This is a genomic window from Mesorhizobium sp. LSHC412B00 (assembly GCF_000503035.1).
Taxonomy (GTDB): Bacteria; Pseudomonadota; Alphaproteobacteria; order Rhizobiales; family Rhizobiaceae; genus Mesorhizobium.
The window spans coordinates 1-22,979 of sequence record NZ_AYWB01000031.1 but is presented as its reverse complement, the minus strand read 5'-3'; the positions used below and the strand labels follow the sequence as shown (position 1 = coordinate 22,979).

The 22,979-nt window shown below is 63.6% G+C and carries 23 protein-coding genes and 1 pseudogene; 14 read left to right on the top strand and 10 right to left on the bottom strand.

The genetic code is table 11. The features are described from left to right. Positions 1-27: 27 nt before the first annotated feature. Positions 28-348, top strand: coding sequence for a 2Fe-2S iron-sulfur cluster-binding protein (locus tag X757_RS136075; protein ID WP_023707481.1), 321 nt, complete (start codon positions 28-30; stop codon positions 346-348). A gap of 104 nt (positions 349-452) precedes the next feature. Then, the gene (locus X757_RS136080) at positions 453-1,484 is read left to right on the top strand and encodes an NAD(P)/FAD-dependent oxidoreductase (protein WP_023673506.1); all 1,032 of its coding nucleotides are present in this window, start codon (positions 453-455) and stop codon (positions 1,482-1,484) included. A gap of 20 nt (positions 1,485-1,504) precedes the next feature. Here the strand turns inward: X757_RS136080 and X757_RS136085 are convergent, their stop codons facing one another. Further along, positions 1,505-2,989: an MDR family MFS transporter gene (locus X757_RS136085; protein WP_023673505.1), complete on the bottom strand. Its 1,485-nt coding sequence runs from the start codon at positions 2,987-2,989 to the stop codon at positions 1,505-1,507. Positions 2,990-3,222: 233 nt separating this feature from the next. Continuing rightward, the gene (locus X757_RS136090) at positions 3,223-3,843 is read right to left on the bottom strand and encodes a DUF922 domain-containing Zn-dependent protease (protein ID WP_023728091.1); all 621 of its coding nucleotides are present in this window, start codon (positions 3,841-3,843) and stop codon (positions 3,223-3,225) included. A 148-nt stretch (positions 3,844-3,991) separates the two neighbouring features. Between X757_RS136090 and folP the strand changes: the two genes are divergently transcribed. The 3 genes from folP to folK are packed head-to-tail and all read left to right on the top strand — an operon-like array spanning position 3,992 to position 5,716. Continuing rightward, the gene (folP, locus tag X757_RS136095; protein ID WP_023728090.1) at positions 3,992-4,837 is read left to right on the top strand and encodes a dihydropteroate synthase; all 846 of its coding nucleotides are present in this window, start codon (positions 3,992-3,994) and stop codon (positions 4,835-4,837) included. 17 nt (positions 4,838-4,854) lie between these two features. Then, the gene (gene folB / locus X757_RS136100) at positions 4,855-5,214 is read left to right on the top strand and encodes a dihydroneopterin aldolase (protein ID WP_023673502.1); all 360 of its coding nucleotides are present in this window, start codon (positions 4,855-4,857) and stop codon (positions 5,212-5,214) included. Further along, positions 5,198-5,716 carry a 2-amino-4-hydroxy-6-hydroxymethyldihydropteridine diphosphokinase gene (gene folK, locus X757_RS136105; protein ID WP_023728089.1) on the top strand — a complete coding sequence of 173 codons (519 nt, stop codon included), beginning with the start codon at positions 5,198-5,200 and terminating at the stop codon, positions 5,714-5,716. Before folB ends, folK begins: the two co-directional genes overlap by 17 nt. Here folK and X757_RS136110 read toward each other — a convergent pair. Next, a complete protein-coding gene (locus X757_RS136110) occupies positions 5,713-6,261 on the bottom strand; it encodes a DUF924 family protein (RefSeq protein ID WP_023728088.1) in 549 nt (182 codons plus the stop codon). The two genes, folK and X757_RS136110, sit on opposite strands and share 4 nt — an antisense overlap. Then, positions 6,261-8,108, bottom strand: coding sequence for a monovalent cation:proton antiporter-2 (CPA2) family protein (locus X757_RS136115; RefSeq protein WP_023728087.1), 1,848 nt, complete (start codon positions 8,106-8,108; stop codon positions 6,261-6,263). Before X757_RS136115 ends, X757_RS136110 begins: the two co-directional genes overlap by 1 nt. A 160-nt stretch (positions 8,109-8,268) precedes the next feature. On the opposite strand from X757_RS136115, the gene X757_RS136120 reads away from it, so the two are divergent. The 3 genes from X757_RS136120 (at position 8,269) to X757_RS136130 (ending at position 10,977) form a co-directional block, all read left to right on the top strand. Continuing rightward, complete coding sequence (locus tag X757_RS136120; RefSeq protein ID WP_023706171.1) at positions 8,269-9,258, top strand: AraC family transcriptional regulator; 990 nt, start codon at positions 8,269-8,271, stop codon at positions 9,256-9,258. A gap of 60 nt (positions 9,259-9,318) precedes the next feature. Next, entirely contained in the window at positions 9,319-10,527 is a 1,209-nt protein-coding gene (locus X757_RS136125; protein WP_023688655.1) for an MFS transporter, read from the top strand. Between the two features lie 183 nt (positions 10,528-10,710). Beyond that, on the top strand, positions 10,711-10,977 hold the full coding sequence (locus X757_RS136130) for a hypothetical protein (protein WP_023673496.1): 267 nt from the start codon (positions 10,711-10,713) through the stop codon (positions 10,975-10,977). A 343-nt stretch (positions 10,978-11,320) separates the two neighbouring features. On the opposite strand, the gene X757_RS136135 is transcribed toward X757_RS136130, so the two are convergent. The 4 genes from X757_RS136135 to X757_RS136150 form a co-directional block, all read right to left on the bottom strand. Then, positions 11,321-11,869, bottom strand: coding sequence for a hypothetical protein (locus X757_RS136135; RefSeq protein WP_023673495.1), 549 nt, complete (start codon positions 11,867-11,869; stop codon positions 11,321-11,323). A gap of 82 nt (positions 11,870-11,951) precedes the next feature. Further along, the gene (locus tag X757_RS136140) at positions 11,952-13,019 is read right to left on the bottom strand and encodes a YcjF family protein (protein WP_023728084.1); all 1,068 of its coding nucleotides are present in this window, start codon (positions 13,017-13,019) and stop codon (positions 11,952-11,954) included. Next, complete coding sequence (locus X757_RS136145) at positions 13,016-14,494, bottom strand: YcjX family protein (protein ID WP_023728083.1); 1,479 nt, start codon at positions 14,492-14,494, stop codon at positions 13,016-13,018. Before X757_RS136145 ends, X757_RS136140 begins: the two co-directional genes overlap by 4 nt. A gap of 85 nt (positions 14,495-14,579) precedes the next feature. After that, positions 14,580-15,083 (bottom strand): histidine phosphatase family protein, encoded by a 504-nt coding sequence (locus X757_RS136150; protein ID WP_031251747.1) that lies wholly within the window; start codon positions 15,081-15,083, stop codon positions 14,580-14,582. A 69-nt stretch (positions 15,084-15,152) separates the two neighbouring features. Here X757_RS136150 and X757_RS1000000168370 point away from each other — a divergent pair, with 69 nt between their 5' ends. Next, a complete protein-coding gene (locus tag X757_RS1000000168370; RefSeq protein WP_023696495.1) occupies positions 15,153-15,332 on the top strand; it encodes a hypothetical protein in 180 nt (59 codons plus the stop codon). A gap of 5 nt (positions 15,333-15,337) precedes the next feature. Then, positions 15,338-15,754, top strand: a complete 417-nt coding sequence (dksA, locus tag X757_RS136155) for an RNA polymerase-binding protein DksA (protein ID WP_023673491.1) — start codon at positions 15,338-15,340, stop codon at positions 15,752-15,754. Positions 15,755-15,929: 175 nt separating this feature from the next. On the opposite strand, the gene X757_RS136160 is transcribed toward dksA, so the two are convergent. Further along, a complete protein-coding gene (locus X757_RS136160) occupies positions 15,930-16,646 on the bottom strand; it encodes a flagellar biosynthetic protein FliO (RefSeq protein ID WP_023693371.1) in 717 nt (238 codons plus the stop codon). A 2,857-nt stretch (positions 16,647-19,503) separates the two neighbouring features. Here X757_RS136160 and X757_RS136170 point away from each other — a divergent pair. Then, positions 19,504-20,214: a DeoD-type purine-nucleoside phosphorylase gene (locus X757_RS136170; RefSeq protein ID WP_023693373.1), complete on the top strand. Its 711-nt coding sequence runs from the start codon at positions 19,504-19,506 to the stop codon at positions 20,212-20,214. Between the two features lie 5 nt (positions 20,215-20,219). Here X757_RS136170 and X757_RS136175 read toward each other — a convergent pair whose 3' ends face one another. After that, complete coding sequence (locus X757_RS136175) at positions 20,220-20,522, bottom strand: ribbon-helix-helix domain-containing protein (RefSeq protein WP_023670924.1); 303 nt, start codon at positions 20,520-20,522, stop codon at positions 20,220-20,222. 220 nt (positions 20,523-20,742) lie between these two features. Between X757_RS136175 and X757_RS136180 the strand changes: the two genes are divergently transcribed. The 3 genes and pseudogenes from X757_RS136180 to X757_RS136190 form a co-directional block, all read left to right on the top strand. Further along, positions 20,743-21,138, top strand: a complete 396-nt coding sequence (locus X757_RS136180; RefSeq protein WP_023700801.1) for a VOC family protein — start codon at positions 20,743-20,745, stop codon at positions 21,136-21,138. Positions 21,139-21,219: 81 nt separating this feature from the next. Next, a complete protein-coding gene (locus X757_RS136185) occupies positions 21,220-21,744 on the top strand; it encodes a twin-arginine translocation pathway signal (protein WP_023684617.1) in 525 nt (174 codons plus the stop codon). Between the two features lie 51 nt (positions 21,745-21,795). Continuing rightward, positions 21,796-22,893: pseudogene (locus X757_RS136190) on the top strand (GMC family oxidoreductase N-terminal domain-containing protein); the annotation flags it as partial. Positions 22,894-22,979 lie beyond the last annotated feature (86 nt).

The window sequence follows — 22,979 nt, the reverse complement described above, 5'->3', positions numbered from 1 at the left end:
TCGGCTGGGACTCCCTTCAGGTGACAAATGACCAAGCTGACCTTCATTGCCCATGACGGCACTCCTTTCGATGTCGAGGCCGAAAACGGCTCGACCGTCATGGAGAATGCGATCCGCAACGCGGTGCCGGGCATCGAGGCAGAATGCGGCGGCGCCTGCGCCTGCGCGACCTGCCATGTCTATGTCGACGAAGCCTGGACGGCCGAGGTCGGCGAGCCGGAGGCGATGGAAGAGGACATGCTGGACTTCGCCTATGACGTCCAGCCGAACTCGCGCCTGTCCTGCCAGATCAAGGTGCGCGACGCGCTTGACGGCCTCGTCGTGCGCGTGCCGGCTCGCCAGGGTTGATCTCCCGTACCATCTGATTTTTCCCGCCGCCGCTTGGCAGCGGGCCAATGCTCATGCAGTCTCGCGCCAGTTTCGCCCCAGTTTGACAATGAGGCTCGCCTGGCATGACCGATGTAATCAAGACGGACGCACTCATTGTCGGGGCGGGGCCGGTCGGCCTGTTCGCCGTGTTCGAACTCGGCCTCTTCGACATGAAGTGCCATCTGATCGATATCCTCGACCGGCCCGGCGGCCAATGCGCCGAACTCTATCCGGAAAAGCCGATCTACGACATTCCAGGCTGGCCCTCGATCTCGGCGCAAGGGCTGGTCGACAGACTGCTGGAGCAGATTCACCCGTTCAAGCCGGATTTTACCTTCAACCGCATGGTCTCCAGCCTGGAAAAGCTGGACGACGGCTCATTTCGGGTCACCACCGACGAGAACGAGGTGTTCGAAGCCAAGGTGGTGGTGATCGCCGCCGGTGGCGGCTCGTTCCAGCCCAAACGGCCGCCCATTCCCGGCATCGAGGCCTATGAGGGCAGGAGCGTCTTCTATTCGGTGCGCCGTATGGAGGAATTCCGCGGCCACGACCTCGTCATCGTCGGCGGCGGCGATTCCGCACTCGACTGGACGCTGAACCTGCAGCCGGTGGCAAAAAGCGTGACACTGGTCCACCGGCGCGCGGAATTCAGGGCGGCGCCCGACAGCGTCAACAAGATGTATGCCATGCAGGAGATGAAGCAGCTGGAGTTCCGGGTCGGCCAGGTGAGCGGCCTGACCGGCGCCGACGGCGAGCTGGCCTCTGCTACCATCAAGGGCGGGCCTGACGGCGACATCGAGGTGCCGTGCACGCGCATGCTGCCGTTCTTCGGCCTGACCATGAAGCTCGGCCCGATCGCCGAATGGGGGCTCAACCTTCATGAGAACCTCATTCCGGTCGATACCGAGAAATTCCAGACTTCGGTGCCAGGCATCTTTGCCGTCGGCGACATCAACTGGTACCCAGGCAAGCTGAAGCTGATCCTGTCGGGTTTTCACGAGGTGGCGCTGATGGCGCAGGCCGCCAAGCGCATCATCAGCCCCGGTGAGCGCATCGTCTTCCAGTACACGACGTCGTCGACCAGCCTGCAGAAGAAGCTCGGCGTCGTGGAGTAGGTCCTACAGGGCTTTCCGGATCACTCCACCAGAACGACTGGCGCCTCGGCGTCGTCGCGGCCGCGCAGTGACTTCTCCGGCATCAGCGCCAGCGTCATCAGCGCCAGCACGAGCGTGACGGCCGCGGCAAGGAAGATCATCATGAAGGGCGTCGCCGAGACGATCTGTCCGGCAGCCGGCGCGCCTTCGCCGGCAAGCGGCAGGCCATAGCCGAGCGCGACGGCGCCGAGCATGGCGACGCCGAGCGCGCTGCCCAGCGAACGCAGGAAGGTCAGCACGCCGGTGGCAACGCCGAGATGCGCGCGGTCGACGGCGTTCTGCACCGATACGGTGGCGACCGGGAAAGTGGTGCCGCTTCCAAGGCCGATGCAGATGGTCAAGAGCTCGACCACCAGCAGCGAGGCGCGGCCGGCGACCAGGCTGAGCACGCCAAGGCAGATAATGGCGAAGAGAACGCCGACCATGGCTATACGCTTGTAGTGGAAGAAGCGCGGTATCGTGCGGCCGCTGAAGGTCGCGCCGGCGACCGTTCCGAGCAGCAGGCCGAGCATGGCAAGGCCCGACTGGCTGACCGACAGGCCGATGATCGACTGCAGATAGACCGGCAGGTACACCGACAGGCCGATATTGGCGGCCTGCAGCAGGAACATCGACGCCGTGCCGGCAAGCACGATCGGATTGCTCAGCACTTCAAGCGAAATCAGCGGCTCGGCCGCACGCATCAGCCTGAGGGCGAACGCACCCCAGAAGACCGCCGAACAGGCGAGCAGGCCGACGATCTCGCGCGAGGCCCATGGATAGGCGCTGCCGCCCCAGTTGAGGGCCAAAAGCAGCAATGCCGTCGCCACCACCAGAAGCAGCGCGCCCGGCGCGTCGATGCGATGCCGCTTTGCGGCGACCGGCAGTTTGCGCAGCGGCTTGTTGATGATGGCCATGGCCAAGATGCCGAGCGGGATATTGATCCAGAAGATCAGCGACCAATGCAGATGTTCGGCAAATCCGCCGCCGAGCAAAGGCCCGGCGATGCTGGCGACCGCCCAGGTGCCCGAAATCCAGGCGGCATAACGCGCGCGTTCGCGCGGCGGCACCAGGTCGCCGATGACGATCTGCGCCAGGGCGAACAGGCCGCCGCCGCCCGCACCCTGGATCGCCCGGCCGACAACCAACACGAACATGTTGGGGGCCATGGCGCTGACCAGCGATCCCAGAAGGAAGATCAGGATCGCCGCATAGACGGTCGGCCGGCGGCCATAGACGTCGGAAATCTTGCCGTAGAGCGGCGCCATGGCCGTCGCCGTCAGGAGATAGCCGGTCACGATCCACGGCAGGTAGTCGGCATGGCCGAGCGAACGGCCGATGGTCGGCATGGCCGGCGCGACGATTGTCTGGTCAAGCGCTGCCAGCAGCATTGACAGCAGGATGCCGGCGATGATGACGTTCTTCTCGCTTTCCGTCAGCGGTGCGGCGGGAGGCAGCCTAGCCGGCTTGTCGACAGCTTGGTCCATATCAGTTCATCCATAAAGTTTGAGAGCGATTGCGCGGCGCCAAATGGCCGCTCCGCTACGCGCCGCCTCAATTGGTCTTGATCTGGTGTTTCGAAGGTCGCGCCTTGCCAGCCTGACATATCTTGCGAGCCTGACATATGTCGTCCCGTATAGGCCGATTTCGACCTATGCCCGAAAATTTTCTGGGGCTGGCCTCATGTTTCGGCAGAATTGGCTTGGTATCAGTCCGTGTTTCAGCCGGGCGGAAGCTGGCCGTTCTCGACGCGCTGCATGCGGTAGCGCAGCAGCCGCAGGATGCGGCTTTCGAAATTCACGCCTTCCACGCGGTCGAAGCGCAATTGGTCCTGGTCATGCCTGGCGAGTTCGGCCGCGGTGATCTGCGCCGCCTTCGCCTTTGCCCCGGCGCAGGTCTTTTGCGCAAAGCTCGCGTTCAGCGCGTCTTCGAGCAGACGGCCGTGGTTCTTGGCGATCTCGACATGACGCTCCTCATGGCGCTTGATGTCGGCCGACAGCGTGTCCCAGAACAGCCTGACATCGGGATCGGCTTTGCGCGGCCTGCGCCACTCCGGAAGGATGACCTTGACCTTGACGGTGACGGCAGCCTTGGCGATGCGGCAGGTGTCAGCGGTTTGCGCGTAGCTGATGCGGGTGGTGAACGCCATCTGGGTGGCGCCTGGATGCCGCATCCCGGTGCTTTTCACCTCGGGTCCATGCTTCGACAATTGCGTCTCGATGTCATCGAGCGTGCTGCCGCCGATGGCAAAATAGCTGTAAGTCTTCACCAGATTGGCAGCATTCGCCGGCAGGACGGTCAGAGCCAGCATCAGGGCGCAGAGCAGGGGTCGTTTCATCATGTTGCCTCTTCACTCACCTTGCTTTACGGCCGTTGCCGGCGCAACGGAATTGATCTTCCACCGATCACGCATCGTTGATGGATTGCAAGCGCTCGATGAGCCACATGCCAATGAGCCACATGCCAATGAGACACATGGTTGAAGGACAATGACGACAAGGCGATGGCAACTGGCGCATAAGTGCCATCTCGACCTTGGCGAGAAAGCCATTGTGGTCGGCATTCTCAACGTCACGCCGGACAGTTTTTCGGATGGCGGACTGTTCATCACGCCTGACCAGGCGGTGGCGCAGGCGCACCGCATGGTGGAAGAAGGCGCCGCCGTCGTCGATATCGGCGGGGAATCGACGCGCCCCGGCGCCTCGCCCGTGACGCCTGAAGAAGAGCAGACCCGCATCCTGCCGGTGATCGCAGCACTCGCCGGTTCAGGCGAAGCCCTGATTTCGGTCGACACCTATCGCGAGGAAACCGCGCGCCTCGCCGTCGCCGCCGGCGCGCATATCGTCAACGATGTCTGGGGCTTGCAGCGTGAACCCGGCATCGCCCGCGTCGCCGCCGAGACCGGCGCCGGACTGGTCATCATGCATACCGGGCGCGAGCGGCAAAAACTGCCCGACGTCATCGCCGACCAGTTTTTGTTCCTCAAGGCTTCGCTGGAAATCGCCAGGCGCAGCGGCGTTGCGGACGATCATATCGTACTCGATGCCGGCTTCGGCTTCGCCAAGGAGACGGCTGAGGAAAACCTCGACCTGATGGCGCGGTTTTCCGAGCTTAAGGAGCTCGGTTTTCCCTTGATGGCCGGCACCTCCAGAAAACGCTTCATCGGCACCGTCACCGGCCGCGAAGCCGGCGCGCGCGCCGCCGGGACGGCAGCCACCAGTGTCATCCTGAGGCTGAAGGGCGCCGATCTGTTTCGCGTTCACGATGTCGCAATCAACATGGACGCACTGGCCGTCGCCGATGCTATGCTGGCGCGCGAAAAGCCAGGACGCTGAGCCCAGGACACTAAGAAATGTACGTCATCCGCATGAAGAACTGCGCCTTCTTTGCCCGGCACGGCGTGCTGGATGAGGAAGAGGCGCTTGGCCAGCGTTTTTATGTCGATGCCGAGTTGACGGTCGAGCCCAGCCGCCCGCTGGAGGATGATTCCATCGAGGATACCGTCAATTACGGCATCGCCTTCACGGTGATTGAAAAGATCGTCACTGGACATCGCCGTTTCCTGATCGAGGCGCTGGCGCTCGAAGTGGCGAAGGCGCTGACTTCACGGTTTCCGCAGATCAGGAAGGCCGAGATCACCGTGCGCAAGCCCAACGCACCGGTGCCCGGCGTGCTCGATTATGTCGAGGTGACCGTTGTCTGGCCAGAGTAACAATAACACGGTCTATCTCAGCCTTGGCGGCAATCTCGGCGATCCCTCGGCCTCGATGGCCACGGCGCTGCGCCTGCTGGACGCCGACGAGAACACGCGTGTCATCGCCGTCTCCTCGCTCTATCGCACGCCGCCCTGGGGCAAGCTCGACCAGCCGGATTTCCTCAACGCCGCTGCCGAAATCTCGACCGCGCTGGCGCCAAGGGCGCTGCTCGACCTCTGCCTCGAGGCCGAGCGCAAGCTGAAGCGGGTGCGCGAGGAGCGCTGGGGTCCGCGCCTGATCGACATCGACATATTGGTGTTCGGCGACCGCACAATCCACGAAACCGGGTTGGAAGTGCCGCATCCCAGGATGCTGGAGCGCGCCTTCGTGCTGGCGCCCCTGGCCGAGATCGCGCCGGATCTGGCGGTGGGCGGCAGGAGCGTGACCGAGCGGCTCAGCGCCGTCGATACGTCAGGCATAGAGCGGCTGGCTTCCGGCCGCGACTGGTGGCTGGGTTAACCGGAAAATCCGCCGCCATCGAGAAATGCCTGTTCGTCCGCCGTCGTCTCGCGGCCAAGCATCTTGTTCCTGTGCGGAAAGCGGCCGAAACGCTCGATGATGTCGCGATGCTCGATGGCGTATTTCACATACTCCGGCGCCCTGGCGGTGGTGAGCTCGACCGATCTGTCCTGGTCGGCGGGCAGTTCCGAATGTTCGTAGGGCAGGTACAGGAAGACGCGCAGGTTTTCTTCCAGCGCAAGGTCGTGGCCGGCAGCGATCGCCTTGGCGGCAAAATACCGCGCCAGCGGATCGGTGGCGTACATATGGCCTGAGCCGCGAAAGCAGTTGCGCGGAAACTGGTCGAGCAGGATCATCAGCGCCAGCGAACCCTCGGCATGCTCCGACCATGCGTCGCACTCGCGCCGCGCGGCGGCAAAGTGCAGGTCAAGAAACCTGCTGCGGAAATCCGCGTCGAAGACGTCGTTCTTCTCGAACCACGCGTCTTCGCCGGCCTCGCGCCAGAATTTGGTGACGGCGAGCGCGCGCTCATCCAATGCGGTCATCAGCTTTCCCCCTGATCGGCGGGCTCCGGCTTGTGCAGCACGCCGGCCGTCTCTTCGTTCAGAGCCTGGCCGGGCCGACGCGGTTGCGTCAGCGGCGTCGGGATCGGCGTGCCGGTATTGCCCCTGAGGAAACGTTGCCCGGCGCGGACGCCTTCGGCCAGCTGCGTCTCCAGTCGGGCATTGTCGCGCCGTCGCACATCCTCGATGATATCGGCGACATCTTCCGGCTCGACGCCCAAAACCTCGAGCGCGGAACCGCCGAAGACCAGGGCCGATTCGAAGGTCTCGCGCAGCTGGAAGTCGACCCCGGCGCGGATGAGCGACAGCGCGGTGCCACGATCGAAGGCACGCGCCAGGACAGTCAGCAGCGGGAACTCCGCCTTGATCAGTTCCGCCATGCGCACGGCGGCGTCCGGCTTGTCGACGCAGATCAGCACGGCGCGGGCGCGGCCTGCACCTGCGGCGCGCAGAATGTCGAGCCGCGTGCCGTCGCCATAATAGACCTTGAAGCCGAAATCGGCGGCCGCCTGGATCATTTCGACATCATTGTCGATGATCGACACGTCGATGCCGCGCAACAAAAGCGGCTGGCTGGCGATCTGGCCGAAACGGCCGAAGCCGATGACCAGCACACTGCCGGTAAGGCCGTCGGCGATGTCGACGCCTTCAAGCGACTGCTCGTCGCGCGGCGTCACATATTTGAGCGCAATGATGGCCAGCGGCGTCAGCACCATGGAGATGATGATGATCGCGGTCAGCGTTGCGTTGGCCCGGCTGTCGATGATGCCAACCGCCGCCGCGGCCGAATAGAGGACGAAGGCGAATTCGCCGCCTTGCGCCATGATCACGGCGCGTTCCAGCGCTTCACGATGACCGCTCTTCAGCATGCGGGCGACGAGGTAGATGCCGAGCGCATTCATCGCCATGTAGGCGACGACATAGACGGCGATCAGCCGCCAGTTGTCGGCCACCACATGCAGGTCGAGCGACATGCCGACGGCGAGGAAGAACAGGCCAAGCAGGATGCCGCGGAATGGCTCGACGTCGGCCTCCAGCTGGTGGCGGAAAGTCGATTCCGACAACAGCACGCCGGCCAGGAACGCGCCCATCGCCATCGACAGGCCGGAAAGCTGCATGACCAGCGCCGACCCCAGCACGACCAGAAGTGCTGCCGCCGTCATCACCTCGCGCGCCTTGGCGTCGGCCAGGATGCGGAAGAACGGATTGAGCAGATAGCGGCCGGCCACCACCAGCCCGACGATGGCGCCAAGACCGATGCCGACCTCGGCCAGCCTCTGCTGCAGGGTCATCTCGGCGCCGCCCGGCGCCAGGAAGGCGACCAGCGCCAGAAGCGGCACGATTGCCAGATCCTCGAGCAGCAGGATGGATACGATGCGCTGGCCCTTGGGGCTGGCCATCTCGCCACGCTCTTCCAGAAGCTGCATGACGATCGCCGTCGAGGTCAGCACGAAGCCGGCACCGGCAACGAAGGATTGCGCGATCGGAAAGCCGCCGGCGAGACCAACACCGGTGAGCAGCAAGGCGCAGACGCCGACCTGCAGCGCGCCGAGGCCGAAAATCTCGCGGCGCAGGCCCCATAGCCGCGACGGCTGCATCTCCAGCCCGATGATGAACAGGAACATGACCACGCCGAGTTCGGCGACATGCAGGATGGCTTCCGATTCGGAAAAAATGCCAATACCGAACGGGCCGATGACCACGCCCGCGGCGAGATAGCCGAGGATCGAGCCCAGCCCCATGCGTTTGAAGATCGGAACGGCGACGACGCCTGCGGCAAGCAGCGCCACCACCTGAATGAGATCGCTGCCCGATGCTTCCGCTGCCATGCCTCTTGTCCCTGTGTCCGACAGCACTCCTTGCATGCACCGGGAGCGGGAGGCAAGGGCGGGAAGCCTGCCAGGATGGGTAGGGTGCCGCGGCAGCGATTCCCCGGTGGAACAACAGTCTGCGCTTGCCTGTCGGACGGCCGGTATCTATATCTGACAAATGCCTGATTATTCGTCCCGGCCGTCGCCGCTGCCACATATCCCGATGGATGCGCTCAGCGAAGTTCTGCAAGACTTTCGCTTGAGTGGCGTCAACTATGGCCGCTGCGAACTCCGGCACCCATGGAGCATAGACTTTCCGCAACAACAACTGCTTCGTTTTCACTTTGTCGGCCAGGGTCCATGCTGGATTCACACCGAAGCGCAAGGCTGGCAGGAGTTGCGCGATGGCGATCTGGTGCTGCTGCCGCAAGGCATCGCCCATCGGCTGGCGAGTGCGCCGGACGTGGTGGGCGACTCGCTCGAGGGCTGCCAGGTGATCAAGTTGGGCGGCAACGTTTGCGAAGTGATACGGCAGGGAACGGGCGCGACAAGCACCCTTTTCTGCGGCTCCATGTCTCTCGGCTCCTATGCGCTCAATCCGTTGATCACGTTGATGCCGCCTCTCATCAAGGGTTGCGACGTGGCCGGCAATGACCCGATGGTCGGCCCTTTGCTGGCGGCCATGACGGTGGAGGCCGCGCAACCGCAGATGGGCAGCGCCACCATCCTGTCGCGTATGGCGGATTTGCTGACAGCCAGGCTCATACGCTGCTGGGTCAATTGCAACGGCGCCTCGACCATCGGTTGGCTTGCAGCCATCCGCGACCCCCATATAGGGCGCGCTCTGGCGGCCATGCATCGCGATCCCGGCCACAACTGGACGCTGGGAAGCCTGGCCGGCGTGGCAGGCCAATCGCGTTCGATTTTCGCCGAGCGCTTCAGCGCGGTATTGGGTGAGGGCGCCGCACATTATCTCGCCCGCCTGCGCATGCAGCTTGCCCGCGAATTGCTGGGCCAAAACGGCTTGTCTGTTGCCGAAGTCGCTACCCGTTTGGGCTATGATTCCGAGGCGTCCTTCGCCCGCGCGTTCAAGCGCATCACCAATGTCTCGCCAGGCGTTGTGCGCCGCACAATTCCCGGACGAATGGATATGAATTTCGGATTTTAAGGTACATAACATCCGGGCGGACTCGCCTATCTAAGATCTCCAAACTGTGGAGATCTTCCCGTGACTGACACAACATTACAGCTTGAAGACGCCGCCATTGGCCTTGATGCCGATGCACCAGCCGCGTGGAGCGCGGCCACCTGGTTCGCGGTCCTTTCATTGGCGGCCACCAGCTTTGCCCTGGTGTCTGCCGAATTCTTGCCGGCAGGTCTGTTGACGCCGATGGCGCGCGATCTCGGCATCAGCGAGGGAACGGCCGGACAGGTCGTCACCGCCACCGCTTCCGTTGGCGCCGTGACGGCCATGTTGAGCAATGTTCTCATCGGTCGATTGAACCGCAAGGCGGTGCTGGTTGGCCTCATGGCCCTGGCGGTCGGTTCCAATATTCTTGCGGCGCTGGCGCCCAATTTCTGGCTGCTGTTGCTGGGCCGGGCCGGGTTGGGGATCGCTCTTAGCGCTTTCTGGGCACTTTCCGTTGCCGTCGTGGCGCGGCTGGTTGGCGCCAATGCGACAGGTCGCGGCATGGCGATCGTGACCCTCGGCGTCTCGCTCGCCACCATTGCCGCGCCGTCGATGGGTGCGTTGATCAGTGACTGGCTGGGATGGCGCAGCGCCATGGCCATGACGGCGGGGCTGGCCGCGCTTGCCATGCTGCTGCAGCTTCTCAGCCTGCCGACCTTGCCTGCGGCGGCAAGCAACAGCCTTGCAGACGTCTTTCGGCTGACACGGCGGCGTGGCATCCAACTCGGCATGCTTGCCATTGTTCTGCTGATGACCGGGCATTTTGCCGGCTCGGTCTATGTGCGCCCGTTCCTCGAACAGGTGACGCTCCTCACAACCGGGCCGATTGCCCTGGCGCTGCTCGGGTTCGGCATCGCCGCTGTGATCGGCAATATTGCCGGTGGCCGCCTGGCCGACACCAACATCCACATGGCCCTCGCAGTTACCGCCGCGTTGATGGCGTTTGCGGCACTCGCTTTGGTGCTTTGGGGCGCGCAAACCGGCGTTGCCTTCGGCTTTGTTACGCTGTGGGGCTTCGCCTTCGGCATGGCGCCGGTGGTGCTGCCGACCAATATGTCCCGCGCGGCGCCTGATGCGCTGGAAGCAGCAGGCAGCCTGATGGTCACTTCCTTCCAGGTTGCCATCACCGTCGGCGCGGTTGTCGGCGGTTATGTCGTGGACACCTATGGCGCTACTGGGCCTTTGACCCTAACCGCCGTCCTTGCCGCGGCGACGGCCGCACTGGCGCTGCTGCAGCCTCGTGGCTGAAACCTTGCTTCGTCTGACACGGGCGGCCTCAATCAGGCCGTCCGCGCCGTTGCAGCAGCGCTGCACAAGTTTATGCGCCGCACACGTTGCGTTTTGCCGCAATCGGCGGCTATGGGACGCCAGGCTTCGGCCGTTGGAAGGCAGCGACGATCAAGTTCTGCCTTCGTGAGGAGAATGACTGACATGAAGAAGTTTTTGCTCGTCGGCGTGGGTGTCGCCATGCTTGCCGCATCGGCCTGTTCGAAGGCGCCTGAATGCACGCAGGAAATCGCGGCCAAGAAGGCGCAGGAAATGACCGCCGCGCTGCAGGAAGCGATCACCAAGGATCCGACCAAGGCCGCCGACCTGACCGCCAAGGTGCAGGCTGTGACGACCAAATATCAGGGCGCCACCACGCCGGCCGACGCCTGCAAGGCCTATGACGAGCTGACGGCCGCCATCAAGGGCTGATTCTTCGTTCGGAAATTGAGAAAGGCGGTGGCTCGAGTAGCCGCCGCCTTTTTTGCTGGTGTTCTTAAAGCGCATCGCGCTGACACGGGGGACCGCCGGCACGCACAGGACCCTGACACGTTGGCCCTGCTGTGGCTTGGGCCATCGGAGGCGCTGACATCGTCGGTTGCGCGCCACATGTCCGATCGCGGCAGAAAGGTGCCGCACCGAGCGGCCCGTGCTTGAGGAGCGCCAACCTGTCCGCAAGGTGGCCTGTCACTTCCCGACATCGAGCTGAGCGGAATCGCTCAGCTATCGCGCAGTGCAACCCCGTTCCGCGCTTTTTGGGGGAACCGCTTGAGAGTCAGTTTTTGGCGATGGAGCCAACTTCGACGGCATCGACGCGCTTGAGGCTCATGCCGATGACCGGCACCAGCTGCTGGTCGACGCGCACGGCGATGGTCACCGTCATCGAATTGTCGTCGGGAATGCGGGCCTGCATGACGCCGCGCAGCTGGTTGCGGTTGATGGTGAAGACGACTTTGCGGGCATCGACCACGTTGCCGCCGATGATGTCCAGGCCCGACCCCGCGGCGCCGCCCATGAAATTTCCCTTGTAGTCGCGGCCCTTGCGCTCGACGGTCGCCGACATTTTCTGGGTGAAGACACCGACGCGGCAGTCGCCATCGAGCGTCATGCCGGTCTTGTTGTCCGGCGTCGAGCCGTCGAAGCTGCAGGTGAACTTCGTGCCCTTGTATTTGCCGGCGATGATTTCGCCCGGGCCGACCCATTTGCCTTCGACGGTGCGGAAGAACTGTTTGTCGGGCTCGGCTGCAAAGGCTTTCCCGGTCGGGCCCAGAGGTGCTGCAAGCGCGACCAGGGGCAGGACGCAGGACAAGATTACGCTTTTCATAGACGACACCCGGCAACAAGGAGGCTGTTGTTGGACGACCATGAACAAGATTGGTTAATGCTTGGTGACCGCGAGAGGGCGTTCACTTGGTCGAGGCGGGTGCTTCATTCTCTTTTCTGGCCGCAAACGAGGTCAGCGCCGACAGGAAATCGCCCATACCCGGCCGCCTGCCGGCAATGAAGGGCAGGGGCCGCGCCGTCTCCATGGCAGCAATGCCGATACGCGCCGTCATCATGCCGTTGACCACGCCTTCGCCGAGTTTCGCCGAAAGCCGTGCGGCAAGGCCATGGCCGACGATCTGCTGGACAAAGCTGTCGCCGAAGGCGATCGAGCCGGTCACCGCCAGATGGGCAAGAACGCTGCGCGCCAGCCGGAAAAAGCCCAGCGTGCCCGGCCTGCCGCCGTAGAGTTCGGACAAGCGGCGGATCAGGCGCCCGGCCTCGAACACGACATAGGCAACGTCTACGAGTGCGCGGGGGCTGACGGCGGTGACCAGCGACACGCGTTTGGCTGCTTCGAGGATCATCACCTTGGCTCTCGCATCGAGCGGCCCGAGAATCTCGGTCTCGGCCAGTCGCACCAGATTGCCGCCATCGATGATCTCGCCGCGCAATTCGGCCAGGGAGCGCCTGCCGGCCGCGGTTTCGGGTTTCGCAGCGACAAAGGCCGAAAGCTCTTCGACGACGGCCCTTGCAGCCTTCGGATCGTCGCGCGCCACGGCATCGAGCGCCCGCTTTTGCAGTTTTTCGACCTCGGCCAGCCGGGCAATAGCCAGGAATTCCCGCACCAGCACGACAGCGAGCGCCAACACGGCAATTGCGGCCATTCCCGCTGCCAGCCACCCCAGCCACTCTGCGCGCTCGAACAGGTCGCGGATGAGTTGGTCGGTCCACAGGCCGACGGCGAGCGAAACCAGCACGCCGACCGCGCCGAAAAACAGGCTGGCAAACAGCGAGCGCCTGCGCGGCGCGGTCGCCGGCGGCGGTTCGGCGGCGACAATGTCGGGTTCGTCGAAGACATCGATCTCGGCCGGCACGACGACGGCGCGCGACTTGCGTGCCGGCGGCTCGGCATGGGGGCGGCGCGTTTCCTGCTTCGGTTCGGCCTCCGGCTCGATGCGGAAAGCTGCCGGTCTGCGGGGCGCGGTCATGCCAGATGGTCTCCGATCAGGAACTGCAAGGCGCGGTCGAGCCTGATATGCGGCAGCGACAGCGTGAGGCCTTCAGCGGTGCGTTCGAGCTTTGGCGGGCGAAAGCGCACGAAACGGATCGCCGGATCGTCGCTGCTCTGCCGGTGGTCGGCTTCGGAAACGTCGAAAACCGCGTCAATTTTCTCCGGCAAGTCCCCGGGAAATATGGCGGTTTCGGCTTTACCATCGAAGGTTTCGCCGTTGATCTTCTCGCCCTTCAGCGGCGTGCCGATGATCACCGGCAGGGTTTCGCGGCCTTGCTTGACCGTGCCTTCGCGCGTCGCGCGCACCGCCGCCATGGCGACCACGTCGACATCGGCGCCGGTGAAATTTGCCCGCGCCACGGCGCGGTCGGCAAGCCGCCGCACGATTGCCTGCAGCCGGTCATGGCTTTCGTGATGCAAATGGTCGGCCTTGGTCGCGGCAACCAGGATGCGGTCGATGCGGCGTGAAAACAGGTCGGTGAGGAAATTGCCTCGGCCAGGACGGAAACAGGAGAGGATTTCGGTCACCGCGCGTTCCAGGTCGGCCATCGCGCCGGGGCCGGCGTTCAACGCCTGCATGGCGTCGATCACCACGATCTGGCGGTCGAGGCGGGTGATGTGTTCGCGGAAGAACGGTTTCACCACATGCGTCTTGTAGGCCTCGTAGCGGCGCTCCATCATCGCTTGCAGCGAGCCGGAGCGCGGCCGTTTCTCACCCTTGAGCAGCAAGGGCGCGAAGGTCAGCGCCGGCGATCCCTCGAGATCGCCAGGCATCAGGAAACGGCCGGGCGGCAAGGTCGAAAGCGCCCGCTCGTCGAGCTTGCAGGCCTTGAGGTAGGCGGCAAAACTCTCGGCGAGGCGCCGCGCCGTCATCTCGTAGGCATCGGCATTGGGGTCGATGGTCGCCGACAGCGTCCGCCAGTCCTGCGACACGTCGGCCCGCACCGGCAGCATCGCCATCTCGAACGCCTCGCGCGAAAAATCGGCGAAGGATTTGCCGAGCAGCGGCAGGTCGAGCAGCCATTCGCCGGGGTAGTCGACGATGTCGACCGACAATCGGCCGCTGGAAAACATCCGGTTCCAACCGGAGGCAGACTCATATTCGATGGTGAGCCTGAGTTCCGAAATGGCGCGCGTCGAGTCCGGCCAGACACGGTCGTTGACCAGGGCGGAGATATGGTCCTCGTACTGAAAACGCGGCACGGCATCGTCCGGCTGTTCCTCGAGGAAGGCGCGCGCGATCCGGCCCGACTTCTGCGCCTCGAAGAGCGGCAGGCGCCCGCCATGGATGAGATTGTGGACGAGAGCCGAGATGAACACCGTCTTGCCGGCCCGGGACAGGCCGGTGACGCCCAGCCGAAGCGACGGCGAAAAAAGCCCGCTCGCACGCCCCGACAGCGTATCCAGGGCAATTCTCGCTTCGTCGGTGAAAGTGGTCAGCGATGATGCCAAAATCTGTTCTCTCAGGCGTGCTCTTGCGCCGATATAGGCTTTGCGGTTCAAGTTTGAAATGGCGCCCGGCCTCGGCCGGCTCGGCTCAGAGATCGACGGGCGTCAGGAAGGCTTCGAGGTAGCCGGCGCCTTGCGAGGCTTCCGCAAGGTTGCCCCTGAAGCGCACGACCGCAAGGCCGGATGTCGGGAAACCATGGTTCATGATGGCCCGAGCAGCCTCGTCGCCGTCGCCCGAGACCGCCATGGCAAGGTCTTCCGTCATCGGATTGTGGCCGATGACCAGCAGCGAGCCGGGGCCGCCGTTGCTGCGGATGATGGCGAGGTAGCCGGCGGCATCCTCGCTGTAGAGCGTGTCGAAGAACAGCACCCGGCCGGTATCGGTGTGGCCGGCGATGCCTTCCAGCGTCTGGCGCGCCCGCTTGGCGTTGGAGCATAGCGTGATATCGGGGATGTAGTTGCGGGCACGCATCGCCGTCCCCATCATTTCGGCATCGGCAATGCCGGATGCGTCGAGCGGGCGATCGAAGTCGCGCACGCCGGGCAGGGCCCAGCCAGCCTTCGCATGCCTCAACAGATACAGTCTGCTCACCGGACCCCCAATGGTGTGCTGCCCACCAATGACACAACTGGATTAGCCACGAGAAAGGCCTGAGGCACAATGGGCGGCGACGCCCAAGCGCAGCGAATCATGTGCGAATTCGCCCGCGCCCTTGCTATGGAAGGCTTTGCTGAGGATCGCCCGCGCGGCATTAACAATTGCGTGAAACGCGCGCGGATTACGCTTGTGCAGCCTTCTCTGCGCGAATATATAGGCGCCAAATTTGGGGTTGTTGGGTGAGTCGAATGAACGATATCGTTACAGCCAATTACGTACCCTCCGAAGACGAGCCGTTCATGAATGAACGGCAGAAATCCTACTTTCGCCTGAAGCTCGTCACCTGGAAGACCGACATACTGCGCGAAGCGCGCGAAACACTCGAAATCCTGCAGCAGGAAAACGCCAACCATCCCGATCTCGCCGATCGCGCCTCCTCGGAAACCGACCGCGCCATCGAGCTTCGGGCCCGCGACCGCCAGCGCAAGCTCATTTCAAAGATCGATTCGGCGCTGCAGCGCATCGATGAAGGCACATACGGCTATTGCGAGGAAACCGGCGAGCCGATCGCGCTGAAGCGTCTCGACGCGCGTCCGATCGCGACCTTGTCGATCGAAGCGCAGGAGCGCCACGAGCGCCGCGAGAAGGTCTATCGCGACGATTGAGCCGCTGCCGTCAGGCAGGACTGTTTCATCAGAAATGGCCGGGTTTCCCGGCCATTTCTGTTTTTGGCCGAAGGGTTTGGTCCGCCCCCAAGTTAAAGCGCGTCGCGCTGAAACGGACGATACGCTTAAGCGGCGTTCGATCGGGAATCGGCAAGATGTGACGGTTCGCCGGGCTTTATCGTTTCTGGCTGGCGAGTTCGCCGAGCAGCTTGGTCATCTCGTCGTCGAGAGACTGCGGTGCCTTCGCAGCCGGCTTGCTTGCCGGTTTGGGGTGCGAATCGTCGAGCGAGACCTCGAGTTCCCGCATCAGCGTATCGTCGATGGACTCATGCTTCGGTGGCGGGGCCTGCCGGGCAGTATTGGCGGCGGAGCCATAGGCCGGCAGCGGTGTCACATTGCTCGCCTGGTAGATTTGAGCCGGTTTCGGCGCCGGTGCGGCCTGGCGCGGCGGAACGGCGGCTGGAGCAGCCCTTACCGGTTGCGGCGGTGGCGCCTGCCTTGCGGGCGCGGTGGGAGCGGGTTGTGCTGCGCGCGGCCGCGGCGCCTGTTGCTGCTGGCCAACACCGCCATCGCCGGTCAATGCCGGACGGCGTGGCGCTGCAAGTCTGATATCGCGCTCGACGACAACGTCGGTCGGGCCGCCGATCAAAAGCAGGTGTTCGATGTCGTCGCGACGGATGAGCACCAGCCGGCGGTGGCTGTCGACCGCCGTCGCGTCCATGACCGCCAGCCGTGTCTTGCGGTTCCTGCCGCCGGCAACGAAGGTGCCGAAGGTCAGGTTGCGGACCAGCCTGATGATGATGAGCACGATGACCAGCAGGACAAGGGCAGCAAACGTCCACAGCAGCGCTGCGGCATATCCGGGACCCGCCACATTATCCAGCCACTGCATCGGTGCCCCCAATCGGCTTTTGAAGTGGAGGGACACTAGACCGTTGCGGCCAGCCACCGCAAGTTGCCTTCACGCTTCGTGAACAGCTTGAAAACACCGACGCGTCATTTTTATCCGACATTTGCCGCCAAGGCCTTTTCCGGATTAGGAGAATGTGATTCAACCGGCCGGGGGCGGTGTCGGACAACTCACGAGCAGGGGGCATATGGCCAGGGAAACGCGCGGCGATTTCTATCCGGTACCGATCGTCGATCAGAACACGCGGCCAGGCGCGGTTACCCGGCTCATCGTGTTCATCATCGTCCTGACCGGGGCCGCGATCGTTTTCGGCATTTTCCGCGAGCGTCTTGGCGATCCGTTCCTGCTCGGCATGCTGGGCGTGCTTGCCATGATCGGCGTCGGCTTCCTGTTCGCCACGGCCATCGGCTTCGTGCAGATCGCGCCGCGTTCGACCGGGGACGAACTGTCGAAGGCATTCGTCGATTCGATGTCGCAGGGCCTGATCGTCACCGACACCAAGGGCCGCGTCGTCTACGCCAACCGGGCCTACGCCGAGATGACCGGTGCTGCGTCGGCCGCCGATCTGAAGACGGTCGAAGGCCTGCTTTCCGATGTCCCCGAAGCTTCGGTGACCATATACCGGCTGGCCTCGGGCTTGCGCGATGGCCAGGCCGGCGACGGTGAGTTCCGGCTAGCACAGTCGATCCGGCCGGGCGCCGAAGCCGGCGCGCGCTGGTACCGGGCGCGGGCCCGGACCTTCAGCGTTCCCGGTCAGCGCCTGCCGATGCTTGCCTGGCAGCTTGCCGATATCTCGCAGGAACGGGCCGAGCAGGAGCGTTTCTTCCTCGACTTGCAGAAGGCCATCGACCATCTCGACCATGCGCCGGCCGGTTTCTTCTCGGCCGACCAGGAAGGCCGTGTCACCTACATCAACGCCACGCTCGCCGAATGGCTGGGCATCGATCTGGCGAGCTTCACCCCTGGCGCCGTGACACTCCCGGAAATCGTCGCCGGCGACGGCATGGCGCTGGTGCGCTCGGTCAAGGCCGATCCCGGCACCACCCGCAACGCCGTCATCGATCTCGATCTGACGACGACGACTGGCGAGGCGCTGCCGGTGCGCTTCATGCATCGGGTCTCGGCCAGCCGCGAGGGGACCAACGGTCCGACCCGCACCATTGTGCTCAACCGCACCCAGGGCGAGGACGCATCGGCCGACCTTCGGGCTTCGGAAGTGCGCTTCACCCGTTTCTTCAATTCGACGCCGATGGCCATTGCCGCCGTCGACAATGGCGGCCGCATCCTGCGCACCAACGCGCCGTTCCTGTCGCTGTTTTCCTCCGTCGTCGACGGCGACGCGGTCGACCGCCGCGTGCGGCTGGACACCGTGATCCACGAGCGCGACCGGCCGGCCTTTGCCGCCGCGTTCGAAAAGGCGCGGCTGAGGCAGGCCGACATCGAGCCGATCGACACGCTGCTGCCCGGCAATGAGGAGCGTCACATCCGCTTCTACGTCAACGCCGTCGCTGACGGCACAGATCGGAAGAGCACACGTCTGAACTNCTATGCCGTCGAGACCACCGAGCAGAAGGCGCTCGAGGGCCAGATGGCGCAGAGCCAGAAGATGCAGGCGGTCGGACAGCTCGCCGGCGGCATCGCCCACGACTTCAACAATGTGCTGACCGCCATCATCATGGCGTCGGATCTTTTGCTGACCAATCACCGGCCGTCGGACCCGTCCTTCCCCGACATCATGAACATCAAGCAGAATGCCAACCGGGCGGCCTCGCTGGTGCGGCAGTTGCTCGCCTTCTCGCGCAAGCAGACATTGCGGCCGGAAGTGCTGAACCTGACCGACGTGCTTGCCGATCTCCGGATGCTGCTTGCCCGCCTGGTTGGCAACGAGATCAAGCTGAAGGTCGACCACGGCCGCGATTTGTGGCCGGTCAAGGTCGATATCGGCCAGTTCGAGCAGGTGGTGGTCAACCTGGCCGTCAACGCGCGCGACGCCATGCCGGCCGGCGGCGACCTCACCGTGCGCACCCGCAACGTCACCGCCGAACAATGCAAGAGCTTCTCCTACCGCGAGCTCACGCCTGCCGACTATGTCGTGGTCGAGGTCGAGGATAGCGGCTCGGGCATTGCCCCGGACGTGCTGAAGAAGATTTTTGAGCCGTTCTTCACCACCAAGGAAGTCGGCAAAGGCACCGGCCTTGGCCTGTCGATGGTCTATGGCATCATCAAGCAGACCGGCGGTTTCATCTTCTGCGATTCCGAAGTCGGCAAGGGTTCGACCTTCCGCATCTTCCTGCCGCGCCATATCGTGGAGGCGAAGAAGCCCGGCCACGTCAGCGAGGCGCCGGCTGCGCCGGTGAAAGCCGCCGACAGCGCCAAGGACCTGTCGGGCTCGGCCACTGTGCTCCTCGTCGAGGACGAAGACGCCGTGCGCATGGGCGGCTCGCGGGCGCTGACCTCGCGCGGCTATACCGTCCATGAGGCCTCCTCGGGCGTCGAGGCGTTGGAAGTCTTCGAAGCGCTCGGCGGCAAAGTCGATATCGTCGTGTCCGACGTGGTGATGCCGGAAATGGACGGACCGACGCTGCTCGGCGAACTGCGCAAGCGCCAGCCCGACATCAAGTTCGTCTTCGTGTCCGGCTATGCCGAAGACGCTTTCGCCAGAAACCTGCCGCCGGACGCGCAATTCGGCTTCCTGCCGAAGCCGTTCTCCCTCAAGCAACTGGCCACCGTGGTCAAGGATGTATTGGAGTCCTAGGGCGCCCTAATTCAAAGCTTGCGCAATGACGTGACACTGCCATTATTGCAGGCGAAACGGGCGGCGGGTTTTGGGGAGCATGTCGTGACGCCGCACAACGAGGCTGCCAGGGGCGACTATGCCGCAACGGTGCTGTTGCCGGGCGATCCGCAACGCGCCGAGTGGATGGCAAAGACATTTCTTGAGGCGCCGCGCTGCGTCAACCGCCGCCGGGGCGTACTCGGCTTCACCGGTCTCTATCGCGGCCGTCCCATCAGCATCCAGGCCACCGGCATCGGTGTCCCGTCCTTCCTGGTCTATGCGCATGAACTCCTGGATGTTCACGGCGTAAAAACGCTGATCCGCACAGGCACCTGCGGCGGCCTGACACCCCGCGTGCCGCTGCGCTCCTTGGTGATCTCGCAGTCGGTGCGCGCCGAAAGCGACCAAAGCGGCCAGGTCTTCGGCCTCTACGATGCTGCCGCCGGGCCCGATCCCGGCCTGTTCGCCCACGCTTTGGCCTGCGCCGCCCAGCTCGGCATCGACCACCAGGCCGGGCTGACCATCTGCAGCGATGTCTTCTACCACCCTGAAGGGCGCGACCGCTTTGCCGAAGCGCAGGCGCTTGGCGCTCTCGCTGTCGATATGGAAACCAGCGCACTCTACCGAATCGCGGCGCATTTCGGCGCCCGCGCGCTGTCGCTGCTGACCGTCGTCGACAACATCGTGACCGGCGAACAGACTGCCTATTCCGAACGTCAGGCGCTGTTCACCGATATGGCGCGGCTCGGGCTCGACGTTGCGGCGGAAGGCTAGCTTCCTCAGGCCGCTTCGCGCTTCGGCGTCAGCTCATCCATGTCTGGCCGGTGACCGCGCAGATAGAGCGCGCAGGTGGTACGCAGCATTGACGCGAAGTTGGGAATGGCGCCGTTGATCTCGATCGCCTCGTCATAGAGTTTTGAGATGAACTTCGGCGTCGTCAGGCCCTGGCTGTCGGCAATTTCGTCAAGCAGCGCCCAGAACGTTCCTTCAAGCTGGATACTCGTAGAGTGACCGTCGATGCGGATCGACCGGTTGATCTGTCGATAGCCTTCCGGATCCTGCCCGGCAAAAACCCTGCACATCCTTACCTCCCGATATTGTTGGTTTTGGGCGCAGCGTGTCGCGCCTTCAAGTTGTGGTTGTCCCTGCATGTTCGGCCTTGTGGGCCGAATCGGCAATCGGACTTTCGTCTTTAGGCGCAGGCATAGCAGCGATTGCAAATTTAGCCGTGGTAACCGGCTGCCACCACCTTTCGCGCGTGCCGCCCATAATCGCCTCCAACATGCAGCGGCGGAGACTGATTTGGCGAAGGCAATCCATTCCATGATCCGGGTTCTCCAAGAGGCCAGATCCGTCGATTTCTACAGAAACGCTTTCGGGCTCGATGTCGCCGACAGGCTGGATTTCGAGACATTCACGCTGATTTACCTTGCCAACGCCGAAACGGGGTTCGAGCTCGAACTCACCGTGAACAAGGGCCGCACCGAGCCTTATGGGCTAGGCGAGGGTTACGGCCACCTGGCGGTCTCGGTGTCCGATCTCGACAGCGAACACGACCGGATCGGCGCGCTCGGCCTCAACCCCAAGAAGATCGTCGAATTCAACCGCGACGGATCGCTGATCGCCCGCTTTTTCTTCATCGAGGACCCCGACGGCTACAAGATCGAGGTTCTGCAGCGTGGAGGGCGCTTCCAGTAGGGGATTATCGGCCGCATTCAGCCGCGCGGCGCCAGCAACGGCGCTGTTCAAGGGCGCAAACAGCAAGCAGGGAGGAACAAAATGGTCACGATCTATGACGCGAGGCTCTCACGTCGTGAACTTCTCAAACGCGGCGGCATCGGCGCGTTGCTCGTCATTTCCGGCAGCGCCGTCATCAGCCCTGAAAATGCCTGGGGGCTCGAGACATCGGCGCTCAAGCCCGAAACCATGGCGACGCTGATCCAGATGGCGCGCGACATCTATCCGCACGATCAGGTGCCCGACAAATACTACGCCATCGCCGTAAAAGGCCATGACGAGCAGGCCGGCAAGGACGCTGCCTACAAGACGATGATCGAAGACGGCATCGCCAACCTCGACAAGAAGTCGGGCGAGGGCGGCTATCGCGGCCTCGGCTGGGAGGAGCAGCGCGTTGCCGTGCTGCAGCAGATCGAGGCGACGCCGTTCTTCCAGTCCATCCGCGGCGGCCTCGTCGTCAGCCTCTACAACCAGCAGGAGGTGTGGCCGATTTTCGGCTACGAGGGCGAATCCTACTCCAAGGGCGGCTACATCGCGCGCGGTTTCGACGACATAGAGTGGCTCTGAGCCCTTCCGTCGTTCTGAAACCCCGCAAACAGGAATTCATGGGAGGAAACCATGGCAGCTTCATTTGATCTCAACAACGACGGCGTGGTCGTGATCATCGGCTCCGGCGCCGGCGGCGGCACGCTCGGCAACGAACTCGCCCAGAAAGGCATCGATGTCGTCATCCTCGAGGCCGGCGCGCGCCACGAATACGAGGATTTCATCAACGACGAGTGGGGTTCCTTCAGCCAGCTCGCCTGGACGGACAAGCGCACAACCTCAGGCGACTGGCGGGTGTCGAAGGATTTCCCCAATTTGCCGGCCTGGATCGTCAAATCGGTCGGCGGCTCGACCACGCACTGGGCCGGCGCCTCGTTGCGCTTCCAGAAGCATGAGTTCAGGACGCTCTCGACCTACGGCAAGCTGGAAGGCGCCAACCTGCTGGACTGGCCGGTCACATTGGCCGAGATGGAGCCGTACTACGCCAAGGCGGAAGCCAAGATGGGCGTCACCGGCACCAATGGCTGGCCGCGCCTGCCCGGCAACAACAATTTCAAGGTACTCAAGGCCGGCGCCGACAAGCTCGGCTATAAGGAATGTCATACCGGCAACATGGCAATCAATTCGGTCGAGCGCGACGACCGCAACTCCTGCCAACAGACCGGCTTCTGCTTCCAGGGCTGCAAATGGGGCGCCAAATGGTCGACGCTCTACACCGAGATTCCCAAGGGTGAGGCGACCGGCCATCTCGAGGTCCGGCCAAACGCCATGGCGATCAAGATCAATCATGACGCTAGCGGAAAAGTGACCGGCGTCGTCTATGCCGACAAGGACGGCAATCTGCAGGAGCAGAAGGCCTGCATCGTCGCCGTCGCCGGCAACTCGATCGAAAGCCCGCGCCTGCTGCTGAACTCCGAGTCAGCGAAGTTTCCGCAAGGGCTTGCCAATTCGTCGGGGCAGGTCGGCAAGAACTACATGCGCCACACCACCGGTTCGGTCTACGCCATTTTCGACCAACCGGTGCATATGTATCGCGGCACCACCATGGCCGGCATTATCCGCGACGAGGCGCGGCACGATCCCTCACGCGGCTTTGTCGGCGGCTATGAATTCGAGACGCTGTCGCTCGGCTTGCCCTTCATGGCCGCCTTCCTCAACCCCGGCGGCTGGGCATAGGCGATAAGATAGGTATTGCCTTGCGGAATCGGGTGTGATTCTACACTGCGATGACACACGAATCGCTTGTTGATGACGGC

What these genes read in the sequence shown, in the direction of transcription:
- X757_RS136075 (WP_023707481.1), top strand. Translation starts at nt 28, where the DNA reads ATGACCAAGCTGACCTTCATTGCCCATGACGGCACTCCTTTCGATGTC.
- X757_RS136080 (WP_023673506.1), top strand. Translation starts at nt 453, where the DNA reads ATGACCGATGTAATCAAGACGGACGCACTCATTGTCGGGGCGGGGCCG.
- X757_RS136085 (WP_023673505.1), bottom strand. Translation starts at nt 2,989, where the DNA reads ATGGACCAAGCTGTCGACAAGCCGGCTAGGCTGCCTCCCGCCGCACCG.
- X757_RS136090 (WP_023728091.1), bottom strand. Translation starts at nt 3,843, where the DNA reads ATGATGAAACGACCCCTGCTCTGCGCCCTGATGCTGGCTCTGACCGTC.
- folP (WP_023728090.1), top strand. Translation starts at nt 3,992, where the DNA reads ATGACGACAAGGCGATGGCAACTGGCGCATAAGTGCCATCTCGACCTT.
- folB (WP_023673502.1), top strand. Translation starts at nt 4,855, where the DNA reads ATGTACGTCATCCGCATGAAGAACTGCGCCTTCTTTGCCCGGCACGGC.
- X757_RS136110 (WP_023728088.1), bottom strand. Translation starts at nt 6,261, where the DNA reads ATGACCGCATTGGATGAGCGCGCGCTCGCCGTCACCAAATTCTGGCGC.
- X757_RS136115 (WP_023728087.1), bottom strand. Translation starts at nt 8,108, where the DNA reads ATGGCAGCGGAAGCATCGGGCAGCGATCTCATTCAGGTGGTGGCGCTG.
- X757_RS136120 (WP_023706171.1), top strand. Translation starts at nt 8,269, where the DNA reads ATGCCTGATTATTCGTCCCGGCCGTCGCCGCTGCCACATATCCCGATG.
- X757_RS136130 (WP_023673496.1), top strand. Translation starts at nt 10,711, where the DNA reads ATGAAGAAGTTTTTGCTCGTCGGCGTGGGTGTCGCCATGCTTGCCGCA.
- X757_RS136135 (WP_023673495.1), bottom strand. Translation starts at nt 11,869, where the DNA reads ATGAAAAGCGTAATCTTGTCCTGCGTCCTGCCCCTGGTCGCGCTTGCA.
- X757_RS136140 (WP_023728084.1), bottom strand. Translation starts at nt 13,019, where the DNA reads ATGACCGCGCCCCGCAGACCGGCAGCTTTCCGCATCGAGCCGGAGGCC.
- X757_RS1000000168370 (WP_023696495.1), top strand. Translation starts at nt 15,153, where the DNA reads ATGGGCGGCGACGCCCAAGCGCAGCGAATCATGTGCGAATTCGCCCGC.
- dksA (WP_023673491.1), top strand. Translation starts at nt 15,338, where the DNA reads ATGAACGATATCGTTACAGCCAATTACGTACCCTCCGAAGACGAGCCG.
- X757_RS136160 (WP_023693371.1), bottom strand. Translation starts at nt 16,646, where the DNA reads ATGCAGTGGCTGGATAATGTGGCGGGTCCCGGATATGCCGCAGCGCTG.
- X757_RS136175 (WP_023670924.1), bottom strand. Translation starts at nt 20,522, where the DNA reads ATGTGCAGGGTTTTTGCCGGGCAGGATCCGGAAGGCTATCGACAGATC.
- X757_RS136185 (WP_023684617.1), top strand. Translation starts at nt 21,220, where the DNA reads ATGGTCACGATCTATGACGCGAGGCTCTCACGTCGTGAACTTCTCAAA.